Annotated in this window: 9 protein-coding genes; 2 read left to right on the top strand and 7 right to left on the bottom strand. The window is 75.0% G+C overall.

Annotated features, from left to right (window positions below):
- Positions 1 to 143: 143 nt before the first annotated feature.
- The 3 genes from AC07A6_RS22690 to AC07A6_RS22680 all read right to left on the bottom strand — a co-directional run bounded on the left by AC07A6_RS22690 (position 144) and on the right by AC07A6_RS22680 (position 3,282).
- A complete protein-coding gene (locus AC07A6_RS22690) occupies positions 144 to 1,760 on the bottom strand; it encodes an NAD(P)/FAD-dependent oxidoreductase (protein WP_478778280.1) in 1,617 nt (538 codons plus the stop codon).
- A gap of 149 nt (positions 1,761 to 1,909) precedes the next feature.
- Positions 1,910 to 2,449, bottom strand: coding sequence for an EF-hand domain-containing protein (locus tag AC07A6_RS22685; protein ID WP_478778279.1), 540 nt, complete (start codon positions 2,447 to 2,449; stop codon positions 1,910 to 1,912).
- A gap of 143 nt (positions 2,450 to 2,592) precedes the next feature.
- Positions 2,593 to 3,282 (bottom strand): hypothetical protein, encoded by a 690-nt coding sequence (locus tag AC07A6_RS22680; protein ID WP_478778278.1) that lies wholly within the window; start codon positions 3,280 to 3,282, stop codon positions 2,593 to 2,595.
- Between the two features lie 197 nt (positions 3,283 to 3,479).
- Between AC07A6_RS22680 and AC07A6_RS22675 the strand changes: the two genes are divergently transcribed.
- Positions 3,480 to 4,913, top strand: coding sequence for a TerD family protein (locus AC07A6_RS22675; protein ID WP_478778277.1), 1,434 nt, complete (start codon positions 3,480 to 3,482; stop codon positions 4,911 to 4,913).
- Here AC07A6_RS22675 and AC07A6_RS22670 read toward each other — a convergent pair.
- From AC07A6_RS22670 to sigJ, 4 genes are all read right to left on the bottom strand, one after another.
- Positions 4,852 to 7,854: an AfsR/SARP family transcriptional regulator gene (locus AC07A6_RS22670; protein ID WP_478778276.1), complete on the bottom strand. Its 3,003-nt coding sequence runs from the start codon at positions 7,852 to 7,854 to the stop codon at positions 4,852 to 4,854. The genes AC07A6_RS22675 and AC07A6_RS22670 overlap by 62 nt on opposite strands.
- 34 nt (positions 7,855 to 7,888) lie before the next feature.
- Positions 7,889 to 8,674 carry an SDR family NAD(P)-dependent oxidoreductase gene (locus tag AC07A6_RS22665; RefSeq protein WP_478778275.1) on the bottom strand — a complete coding sequence of 262 codons (786 nt, stop codon included), beginning with the start codon at positions 8,672 to 8,674 and terminating at the stop codon, positions 7,889 to 7,891.
- Positions 8,675 to 8,783: 109 nt separating this feature from the next.
- Positions 8,784 to 10,211: an amino acid permease gene (locus AC07A6_RS22660; RefSeq protein ID WP_478778274.1), complete on the bottom strand. Its 1,428-nt coding sequence runs from the start codon at positions 10,209 to 10,211 to the stop codon at positions 8,784 to 8,786.
- Positions 10,212 to 10,300: 89 nt separating this feature from the next.
- Positions 10,301 to 11,203 (bottom strand): RNA polymerase sigma factor SigJ, encoded by a 903-nt coding sequence (gene sigJ, locus AC07A6_RS22655; protein ID WP_478778273.1) that lies wholly within the window; start codon positions 11,201 to 11,203, stop codon positions 10,301 to 10,303.
- Between the two features lie 140 nt (positions 11,204 to 11,343).
- Here sigJ and AC07A6_RS22650 point away from each other — a divergent pair.
- On the top strand, positions 11,344 to 11,789 hold a 446-nt coding region (locus AC07A6_RS22650), incomplete at its 3' end, for a hypothetical protein (protein WP_478778272.1).

Here is an 11,789-nt window from a genome sequence, read left to right as displayed (position 1 = left end):
CCCGCCCCCCCCCCCTCGCCGCCCCCTAGAAAGCCCCCCCCCCCACCCCGCCCTCCCCCTCCCCCCCCCCTCTCCCCACAGCCGCCGGCCCCCGGTGCAGGGGCCGGTGCAGGGGCCGGTGCAGGGGCCGGTGCCGGTGCCGGTCAGAAGCCGCAGACCGCCGCCCGCGCGTCCCGGAAGCGGTCGGGGTGCCGCCGCCGGTACTCGACCAGCGACTGCGCGACGGCGGCGCCCTCGCCCACGGCGGCGCCTACCCGCTTGACGGACCCGGACCGGACGTCGCCCACCGCGAACACGCCGGGCACGCTGGTCTCCATCTGGAGCGCGTCGGGGCCCGCCCCGGCGCTGCCGGTGAGCACGTACCCGCGCTCATCGAGCTTCAGCGCGCCGCCGAGCCACTCGGTGGACGGGCGGCCGCCGATCAGGACGTACAGGCAGTGCGCGCCGACGGTCCGCTCGCCGCCGTCGCGCTCGCGCAGCCTGAGCCCGGTGAGGGTGTCCCCGCCGAGGCATTCGGCGACCTCGGTGCCCAGCAGGACCCGCAGGCCCGGGGTCCGCTCGATGCGCTGCACCAGGTAGCTGGACATGGAGGCGCCGAGGTCCGTGCCGCGCACCAGCAGGGTGACGGAGCGGGCGTAGCGGGCGAAGTAGAGGGCGGCCTGTCCGGCGGAGTTGCCCGCGCCCACCATGTACACGTCCTCGCCGGCGGTGGAGGGGGCGTCGGAGAGGCAGGACCCGTAGTACACGCCGGAGTGGAGGAGCCGGTCGACGCCGGGGGCCGTGAGGCGGTTCCAGTCGACGCCGGTGGCGACCACCACGGCCGCCGCGGTCACCGAGGCCGCCTCCTCGGTGCCCGCCTTGACGAACTCCACGCTGTGGTCGCCCGCGCCCGTGGGGGCCACCCTGCTCGCCACCCGGGTGGGCTGCCACTCGACGCGGGCCCGGCGGGCCTGCTGGAGGGCTCGCTGGGCGAGGTCGCCGCCGGTCAGGCCCACGGGGAAGCCGAGGTAGTTCTCGATCCGCGAGGTCGATCCCGCCTGCCCGCCGGGGGCGTCGTCCTCGATCACGACCACGCTCATGCCCTCGGCGGCGGCGTACACCGCCGCGGACAGGCCTCCGGGGCCGCCGCCGATCACGGCGACGTCGTAGTGATCCTGGGCCGCCGGGCGGATGAGGCCGAGCCGTTCGGCCAGTTCGCTGATCGAGGGGTCCGTCAGCTCGGTGCCGTCGCCGAGCCGGACGGTGACGGGGGCGTCCCGCACGTCCTCCTCGGGCAGCCAGCGGAAGATCACGCCGCTGCGGCCGAGGAAGTCCCGTACGGCGTAGGCGGCGGGCGAGAAGCGGCTGCCGCGCACCTCGGCGGTCGGCAGGTCGCCCCGGCAGTCGGCGTTCCAGGTGCACAGGGAGTCGTCGAGCGCGACCCGGAGGTGCTCGGCCGGGTGCTCGCCGGGGAGGGGCGACGCCCCGGAGGCGGGCGCGTCGCCGGCGGCGGGCGCGTCGCCGGAGCGGCGGGCCAGGGGCAGCCAGCGCACGCCGGGGTGCGCGGCACCGGGCTCGGGGGCCTCGTCGGCGAGCACGGCGGCGACGGGCACCTTCCGGTCGGCCAGCGCGTTCAGCGCCCTGACCACCTCCGCGGGTCCGCCGACCTGGAGCACCCGGAACGACGTCCGGTACCAGCTCTGCACCAGCTCGGCCGTCTCGTGCCGGCGGATCGGATCGGGGTCGGACAGAACGATCACCGGCAGTGCGGCATCGGCCATCAGGGGGTCCTCCACAGAACATCGAAAGATCGGCTTGCTCTCCGGTCAACGAGCGGGGAGGCGATCCGAACCGGCCGCGGAGGAGCCCTTGCGTGCGGCGGGGCGGCAGCGGGCGCGCGGGCGCCCGCCGCCACCCCGGGCGGCGGTCCTCAGAGGCGGCCGAAGAACTGGTTCCCGCGGGCCGCGTGGTTCTCGCTCGTGTAGTACTCCTTCATCGCGGAGCTGATCTCCTCGCGGCTCAGCTGCCCGTCGCCGTCGACGTCCAGCCGGTCGAAGGCCTCGTCGAAGGTCTGCCGGGGCAGCCGGAACATGCCGTGCAGCAGGGAGGTGTACTCGTCCCGGCTCAGCATGCCGTCGCCGTCCCGGTCTCCCAGCTCGGTCCAGGCGTTGCTCATGTTGCGGATCCGCTCCCAGATCCGGTTCTGGTCGGTGACGATCCGCGCCCGGAACGCCACCCGGAACTCCTGCCGGTCGACTCCCCCGTCGTCATTGCGGTCCATCCGCTGGAAGACGGTGTCCCAGAGCTCCGCCAGCGAGTCCCGCAGCCCGGCCACGTCGTCCGGGGTGAGGCCGAGCGATTCGGCGAGCCGGTCCGAGAGGCCGATGACGTCCGACTTGTCGAGCCGCCCGTCGCGGTCCGAGTCGAAGACGTCGAACGACCGGTCCAGCTTGATGTCCAGAACGCTCACGACAACATCCCCTTCACTCCGAGTAGCCGCCCCGCCACACTGCGGAGCGGGCCCAGGAAACCACACGGCCGCCCCCGCGCGCAGCGAACGCCCGGTACCGCTGGGCGTTCCGGGTGACGGGGCGGCCGGGCGTCCGATACGGGTCAGCGCGCGCCGGCCCCCGCGCCCGGGCCCCGCCGGTGGCGCAGCCAGGCCGTCAGGGCCGCCTGGAGTTCGGCCACTTCACGGTGGGTGAGTTCCTCGCCGCCGCCCGGGCCGGTGTGCAGGCGCACCCCGGCCCCGGTGACGCTCCAGCCGGTGCCGCGCCCCGGGCGGGAGGCGAGGGTCCGGCCCTCGGCGAGCGCGCCCAGCGCCCGGCGGACCGCCGGGGGGACGCCGGCCGGGCCGGGCGGCGGGGCGGCGGTGCGCGTCCGCGGGGTGAGGCCGATCTCGGCGTAGAAGGCGGTCAGGGCGTCGTCGAGCGTGCCGGGACCGGAGGGGGCGGCTCCGGTGAACTCGGCGATCAGCTCCGGATGCGCCCGGGGCGCGTGCTCGCCCCACGGGCGGGGGTGGAGGGGGCGTTCGTCGGTGTCGAGCCGGACGCAGACCGGCGGGATCAGCTCCCGGCCGTAGCCCTGGTGGACCAGACCCGCGTACAGGCGGCGCAGGGTGGCGGCCTGACGGGGTACCGGATGCGGATCCGGGGCGGCCGGGGCCTGTGGTCTGGCGGGGCGCGGCGCCATGCCGAGGAGGCCGCTGCCGTGGTGCAGGACGCCCGCCTGGGTGAGCAGCACCGTGGCCTGACGGCCCTTCCTGTCCCAGCCGAGCCGGAACCCCACCACCGTGGTCCCCATCCGCCCGCTCCTCCCCCGGCCGCCGCCACCCGGGCCCGGCCGTCCGGAGCACGGTAGCCAGAGCCGCGCGCGCCGGGGGCGGGCATGGCCGAGTTACGTCCCCGGCCGGGCCGAGTGTGCTAGGAGGCGTCTCACGGATCGTCATACAGGGGCACAGAAGCTCGACTTGATCCCGACTGGCCTGCGACGATGCCGTCATGACGCAGATCATCAAGGGGGGCAATCTGCCCGTGTCCGGCGAGCCCATGCGGGTCGCCGTGGTCCGTCGGGCGGCCGGGCCGGGTGTGCCCGAGATCGACCCGGCGGCACTGCTGCTCGACGACAGCGGAAAGGTCAGGGGCCGCAGCGACCTCGTCTTCTACAACCAGCGCGCGCACGCCGGCAGCGCCGTGGAACTCCTGGGCAACGCCCGCAGCGAGGACGGCCGGATGGCGGACTGGCTGGAGATCGACCCCGGCCGGGTCGAGCCGGAGGTGGAGCGCATCGTCATCGCGGCCTCCTCCGAGGGCGCGACCTTCGGGGAGATACCGGGGCTGTACCTGGAGGCGGTCAGCACGGCCACGGGCGAGAGGATGGTGGTCTACTCGGTCGACGACGACGACGCGACGACCGAGACCGCCTACGTGCTGGGCGAGTTCTACCGCCGCGACGGGGGCTGGAAGTTCCGCGCGGTCGGGCAGGGCTACGACTCCGGGCTCCCGGGGCTGGCCGAGGACTACGGGTTCTCGGTCGAGGACGAGGCAGAGGCCGGGGCGGAGGTGGAGGCCGAGGGGCCGGATGCCGGTCCGCCGCCCGCACCCGCACTGCCCGAGGCCCCGCCGCCCGCCCCGCCCCTGCCGGCGACGGCGGCCCCCGCGGAGGCCGTTCCGGCTCCGGTGGCGGCCGTTCCTCCGGAGCCGGGGACCGGAGGGGCCGCCGCGGCGGCCGCCGTACCCGCCGGCGTCCCCGTCTCCAAGTCGGGCGCCCCGCTGCTCGGCACCATCACCAGGCGGATCAACAGCCTCCCGACCGATTTCGGTCCGGACTTCCCCGTCTTCACCCAGGAGGGCAGGGGGGAGGACGTCGTCCGGGTGGAGGCGGCCACGGCGGCCGGCTTCGCGGTCGTCGACCTGGTCCGCCTCGGGGACGGCCACGTCGAGGTCAGCGCGTTGAACCACCGCAACCGCGAGAGGAGCCCCTCGGCCCTGAGCGGCTGGGCCGAGGACTTCAGCGGCCGCGGGATCGTCGACCACGACGGGAACGGACCGCTGCGGCTGCGCGTGAAGGCGCGCGGCGAGTGGAAGATCACCGTCAGCCCGGTGTCGGTGCTGCGGGACGCCTCCGAGCGCGTCGAGGGCGTCGGCTCCGACGTCCTGGCGTACGCGGGGCCCGCCGTCGACCTGGCCGTCAGGTACCGCAACAGCAAGGACGACGCCTGGTTCCAGCTGGAGTCCCTCCGGCGCAGCGCCTCGCGCCGCACCCTGCACAGCGGTGACAGGTGGCCGGGGCGGAGCACGGTGGCGCTGACCCGCGGGGCACGGCTGCTGATCGTCAGCTACGACAGCGCCTGGTCCCTCACTCCCCGCGAGGTCACCCCGCACCCCAACCGGCGGGAGGGCGAGATCCCGCCGTTCTGGCGGCGCCTGCGCTGACCGCCGTGGCGAGCTCCTCCGGCAGGCCCAGCAGGCGCAGGGCGTCCGGTACGGAGGGGCCCAGGCCGGACACGGCCGCGGCCACGCCGTCGTAGTGGGTCCGGGCGGCGGCGTGGTCGCCGCGGGCCTCGGCCGTGCGGCCGAGGCCGGCGAGGCAGCGCAGCCGGTTGCCGAGGCTCTTGACCCAGTGCGGGTCGATCCGGTCGAGTGCGTCCGCGTAGAGCCGCTCCGCCTCCTGCGGCCGTCCCTCCAGCAGGGCGATGTCGCCGAGGCCGCGCAGGGCGGCGGCGAGGGCTGCGGGGCTGCCGCTGCCGCGGGCCAGGGCGGCGGCCCCGGAGTAGTCCTCGCGGGCCGCGGCGGGGTCGTGGGGCAGATGGTGGTCGCCGCGGTTGACCAGGAGGTCGGCGGAGTCCTCGACGGCGCCGAGTTCCCCGGTGAGGGCGAGGGCGCGGTCGGTCAGGGCGACGGCCCGTTCCCGGTCGGCGCGGGCGGCCGCGAGGCCGGCGAGGGCGTCCAGGGCCAGCGCGGTGCCCCAGCGGTCGCCGAGTGCGCGGAACCGGTCGGCGGCCGCGTCGAAGGCCCGCTCGGCGCCGTCGGCGTCGCCCTCGCCGAGGGTCGCGTACCCGGACACGTACCGGGCGGCCGCGCGCGCCCACGGGTCGGGGCAGTCGTGCTGGGAGGAGACGAGCGCGAACGCGTCCCGGGCGTGCCGGGTGTCGCGCCGGTCGGTCTCGCCGGCGGTCCGCATCATCCAGAGGAAGGGGACCACCGGGTAGCGGCCGGCGCGGTCCCCCGGCCAGGCGGCGGCCAGTGCTTCCAGGGCCGCCGTGCGGTGGCGCTGCCAGAGCGGCCGGCCCGCCGTCGTGGAGGCGGCGAGCAGGACGCAGGCGGCGTACTCCTCTCCGAGGTCCTCCCCCACAGGGCGGCCGGGCTCGGCGGCGGCGAGCACGTCCAGCGCGTACGGGGCCGCGGCGGCGGACGCGCCGCGGATCCACAGCGACGCCGAGGCGGCGGCGATCAGTTCCAGGGCGGTGCGCCTCTCGTGGGCGCCGACCGCCCAGCGCAGCGCGGCGAGGAGGTTGTCGTGCTCGGCCGCGAGGCGGGGCAGCCAGTGCAGTTGTCCGGCCCGCAGCAGGTGCGGGCCGGCGCGGCGGTGCAGTTCCAGCAGGTGCCGGGCGTGGCCGCGGCGGGTGGCAGCGCCCTCGCCCGCCTCCTCCAGGCGTTCGGCGCCGTACGCGCGGATCGTCTCCAGCATCCGGAGGCGTCCTGCGCCCGCGGTCTCCAGCAGGGACTTGTCGACCAGCGACTCCAGGGTGTCGGCGTCCGTGCCGCACACTTCCCGTGCGCCGTCGCCGCCGGCTCCGCCCGCGAAGACGGTGAAGCGGCGGGCGGCGCGCTGTTCGGCGTCCGTCAGCAGGTCCCAGCTCCACGCCACCACCGAGCGCATCGTGCGGTGCCGTTCGGCGGAGGTGCGGCTGCCGCGGGCGGTGATGCCGAGGAGGTCGTCCAGCCGTCCGGCGAGGTCCTCCGGTTCCAGGGTGCGCAGGCGGGCCGCCGCGAGTTCGATGGCCAGCGGCAGGCCGTCGAGGGCGGCGCAGATCCGGCGTACGAGTTCGGGTTCGCCTGCGGGGCCCCTGCGCACGGCGCGGGCCCGGTCGGTGAACAGGCGTACGGCGGCCGCTTCGTCCAGGGGCCTGACCTGCTGGACGTGTTCGCCGATGACCCCGAGGGGTTCGCGGCTGGTGGCCAGTACCCGCAGCCGGGGGCAGGCGGCGAGCAGGCGGGCCGCCAGCGCGGCGGCCTCGTCGACGACGTGCTCGCAGTTGTCCAGGACGAGCAGGAGCGGCCGGTCGGTCAGGGCGGCGATCAGGCGGTCGAGGGCCGTGCGCGGCGGGCCGTCCCCCATCTGGAGGCCGTTCTCGCGCAGGCCGAGTGCGGCCAGCAGGCTGCGGGCGGCCCGTCCCGGCCGGGCGTCCCTCGCGGGCGGTGCCGACGGGCCGCCTTCGCGCAGCGCCGCCAGTTCGACGAAGCAGACGCCGGCCGTGGCGGCGGTGGCCGCGGCCTCCACGGCCAGGCGGGTCTTGCCGACACCGCCGGGGCCGGTCAGGGTGACGAGGCGGGACTCCCGCAGCAGGGCGACGGCCTCGGCCGCCTCCTCCTCGCGGCCCACGAAGGAGGTCAGCTGGGCGGGCGGTGCGGCGGGCCCGGGGGCGGGGGCGGTGTCCAGCAGTTCGGCGTGCAGGGAGGCGAGTCCGGCCGACGGGTCGGCGCCCAGTTCCTCGGCCAGGTGCCGTCTGGTCCGCTCGAACACCACGAGGGCCTCGGCCTGGCGCCCCTGGGCCGACAGGGCGCGCATCAGCAGCCCGGCCGGCCGTTCCCGCAGCGGGTGGCGGTCGACGAGCTCGCGCAACTCGGGTACCGCCGCCCGGGGTTCGCCGAGCCGCAGCTCCGCTTCGATCCGGTCCTCCAGGGCGGACAGGCGCGCTTCCTCCAGCCGTGCCGCCGCGGCCCTGGCCGACTCGCTCCCGTCGAGCCCGGCGAGGGCGGGGCCGCGCCACAGGTCCAGGGCCCGGCGCAGTCCGGCGGCGGCCCGGGCGGGGTCGCCGGCCGCGAGGGCGGCGCGTCCGGCGGCGGCCAGTGCCTCGAACCGGGCCGCGTCCACCGCCCCTTCCGGCACCGCGATGCGGTAGCCGGCGCCGACCCGTTCGATGGGGGCCGCCGGTCCCAGGGCGGTGCGCAGCCGGGAGACCTGGGACTGGAGGGCGTGCGCGGAGACGGCTCCGCCCGGTTCGATCTCCTCGGCCAGCCGCTCGGCCGGGACGACGCCGCCCGGGCTGATCAGCAGCAGGGCGAGCAGGGCGCGGCGGGCGGGGCCGCCGAGCGGCACCTCGGTCCCGTCGTCGTGCCGTGCCTGGGTCTCTCCGAGGATGCCGAACCACATGCCGGCGATTATCCCCCGGGCACGGAAGGGGAGTTCAGGCGGTGTGGGCGAGCGGGCCGAGCCAGGTGCCGCCCGACACGTCGATGGTCTGGCCGGTGACCCAGCGGCCCTGGGGTCCGGCGAGGAAGCCGACCACGTCGGCGACGTCCTCCGGCTCGCCGATCCGCCCGAGTGCGGTGACCGCCTCCAGGGCGGCGACCGCTTCCGGTACCGCGGTGTGGCCGGCGGTCAGGTCGGTGCGTACGACTCCGGGCGCGACGGTGTTCACGGTGATGCCGCGGGGGCCGAGTTCGTTGGCGAGGGAGGGGGCCATGGCTTCCAGGGCCGCCTTGCTGACGGTGTAGCCGATCTGGGTGGAGACCGCGAAGCGGCTGGCGGTCGACCCCATGTTGATGACGCGGCCGCCGTCGTTCAGCAGCGGCAGGGCCCGCTGGACGACGAAGAAGGGGGTGCTCACGTTGACGGCCATCAGGGTGGCGAACTCCTCCTCGGTGACCTGTCCGATGGAGTTGCCGGAGATGATGCCCGCGTTGTTGACGAGGACGTCGAGGCCCTTGGCGCCGTGCTCGGCCAGTCCCCGGTCCAGCCCTGCGAAGAGCCGGTCCAGGGCTCCCGCCTCGCCGAACCGGGCGCGGACGGTGAAGGCGCGCCCGCCGGCCTCCTCGATCCGTGCCGCGGTCTCCTCGGCGGCGGCCCCGTTCGTGCCGTAGTGCACCGCCACCAGCGCTCCCTCGGCGGCCAGCCGGAGCGCGACGGCCCGTCCGATGCCGCGCGACCCGCCGGTCACCAGTGCGGTCTTTCCGGTCAGCTGCTCGCCCATGTCTTCGGCTCCCCTGTCGTGTGTCCGCCCGGTGCCCCTCGGTGGGGCCCGTTGACGTCACTCTCCGGGGGAGCGCTCACCGGCGGCTCACCGCGCGCTCACCGCCCTCTCACCGGCCGGGGTCCGTACGGCCGGCCATCTTGGAGTTGCGGTAGGAGTAGCCGAAGTAGATGGCCAGGCCGACGAGAAGCCAGATCACGAAGCGGAGCCAGGTCTCCACACGGAGGTAGGTGATGAGCCAGATCGACGCGATGACCCCGATGGCGGGGGTGATGGGCATCAGCGGGGTGCGGAAGGTGCGGGGCAGGTCGGGGCGCTTGTAGTGGAGCACGATGACCGAGGTGCACACGACGGCGAAGGCGAGCAGGATGCCGATGTTGGTGAGTTCCGCGGCCTCGCCGATCGGCACGAAGCCGGCGATGGCCGCCGAGGCCACCCCGACGATCCAGGTGACGCGGGTCGGGACGTGGCGGGTGGGGTGGGTCTTGGCGAACCAGCCGGGCAGCAGTCCGTCACGGCTCATGGAGAACCACACGCGGGTCACGCCGAGCATGAAGGTGAACATGACGGTGAGGATGCCGATGATCGCCCCGACCGCGATGATGTCGGCGACGACCGGCAGCCCGGCCGCCTTGAAGGCGCTGGAGAATCCGCTCTCCGGGTCGATGTCGGTGTACTTCTGCATGCCCGTGAGGACCAGGCAGGCGAGGACGTACAGCACCATGGCGATGGCGAGGGAGTAGAGGATCGCCTTGGGCATGTGCCGCTGCGCGTCCTTGGACTCCTCCGCCGCCGTGCTCATGGCGTCGTAGCCGAAGACCGCGAAGAAGACGGTGGCGGCTCCGGTGAAGGCGCCGCCGACGCCGAACGGGAAGAACGGCGTGTAGTTGTCGGACTTGACGTGGAAGAAGCCGACGACGACCACCAGCAGGACGACCAGCACCTTGAGGACGACCACGACCGTCTCGAAGCGGGCTGCGTTCTTGATGCCGAGGGTGAGCAGGTAGGCCGTGAACAGGCACAGGACCGCCGCGATGAGGTCGAAGCGGTGTCCTTCGCCGGTGCCGGGGGCGCCGAGCATCCAGGTGGGGAGGGATGCGCCGGTCTCCTCCAGGAGGAAGTTGAAGTAGCCGGAGATGCCGATGGCGACGACCGCGACGATGGCCGTGTACTCCAGCAGCAGGTCCCAGCCGATGAACCAGCCGGCCAGCTCGCCGAGGACGGCGTACCCGTAGGTGTAGGCGGAGCCGGCCTTCGGGATCAGGCCGGCGAACTCGGCGTAGGAGAAGGCGGCCGCGGCGCTGGCGACGCCGGCGATGAGGAAGGAGAGCAGCACCGCCGGTCCCGCGACGCCGTTGGCGACGGTTCCGGCGAGGGTGAAGATGCCGGCGCCGATGATGCCGCCGACGCCGATGGCGGTGAGCTGCCAGAGGCCGAGGGTGCGGGTGAGCTGCTGGCTGGGCGCGCCTTCGGGCTCCTCGATGTGCTCGATCGGCTTGCGGCGCAGTACGCCCTGCCCTGACCACAGGCTGGCCATGCTCCGATCCTTTCGGCCGGGGGTGACGGGCGCACATCATCTCGGAAGCGCCCACCGTGCGGAACTAGGCGCTCCGGCGGTGGCGCCCGTCAGTTCCAGATCCGCAGCTTCTCCGGGTTGCGCACCGCCCAGATGTGGGTGATCCGGTCGCCCGTCAGGCCGAAGGCGGCCACCGTGACGGTGGTGCCGCCGAAGCGGGCCACCAGGCCGGGGCGGCCGTTGACGGACCGTTCCAGGAGGGTCATGCCGGGCGTCGACCTGCCGCCGGTGCCGGTGAGGTAGCGGGCGATCCGCTCCGCGCCCACCACCGGGTGCGGCACGGCGCTCACCAGGCCTCCGCCGTCGGCGATCATCGTGGCCCCGGGGTCGAGGAGGCCGACGAGGGCCGCGACGTCCTTGGCCTCCCAGGCCCGCTTGAAGTCCCTGATGACGGCGGCCCGTCCGGCGGCCGGTCCCGGGTCGGGGCTCGCCGTGCCGATGCGGCGGCGGGCCGACGCGGCCAGCTGGCGGCAGGCCGCCGGCGTGCGGCCGAGGATGCCGGCGACTTCGGCGAAGGGGTAGCGGAACACGTCGTGGAGGATGAACGCGACCCTTTCGGCGGGGGTCATCGTCTCCAGTACGACGAGGAAGGCCATGTCGACCGACTCGTCGAGGGTGACCCGGTCGGCCGGGTCGGCGCCGGCGTCGCCGGTGGCGTTCATCCACTCGGTGCGGTCGGGCAGCGGCTCCGGAACCCACTGGCCGACGTAGCTCTCGCGCCGGGCGCGGGCGGAGCCGAGCACGTCGAGGCAGACGCGGCTCGCCACGGTGGTCAGCCAGGCTCCGGGCGACTCGACGGCCTCCTGCTTCTGGCGCGGCATGGCGTACCAGCGGGTGTAGGCCTCCTGTACGGCGTCCTCGGCCTCGGCCAGGGAGCCGAGGAAGCGGTAGGCGAGGTTGGTCAGCCGGGTGCGCTCCCCCGTGACCGCGCTCAGGGCCGGGTCTGTGGTCATGGGGCCATCCTCGGCGAATAGGCCTGGTGGAGGGCGAGTTGGTGGGTCACCTCACATCTGCGGGGGCTGCGTCGTCGTCATGACGAGACGGCGGGGCGTTCCCGGTACACCGTCGGCGGACAGGACGAGAGGGGCTCACCATGCCCGAGCGGACGGCAGTGGGAACGTTCATGCGGATCACGGCGGCCTTGCAGACCGCGGGCGTCTTCTTCCAGGCGGTCACCGCGGGGATGCTGCTGTCGACGGAGTACGGGGAGGCGCTGCACGGTGCGGGGGCGCGGGGCATGTACGCCGCGTCGATGCTGTACGTGCTGGCCGCGGTCCTGGGGTGGCGCCCGGGCGGCGGGTCGGTCAGACCGGTCCTGTACGCGGTCGGCATGCTGGTGCTGGCGTCGGCGCAGGTGGTCCTGGGCATCGCGCACGTGGCGTCCGTGCACGTCCCGCTGGGGGTGCTGATGTTCGGCCTGAGCGTGCTCCAGCTGGGGCACGCGGTGGTGGGCGGACGCCTGCGCGGGGGGGGGGGGGGGGGGGGGGGGGGGGGGGGAGAGCACCCGAAGGGATGTGGGGGGCCCGTGTTTCCTTCTTT

This window comes from Streptomyces sp. NPDC044002, from assembly GCF_056434525.1.
This window is presented reverse-complemented; position numbering and strand designations above follow the sequence as displayed.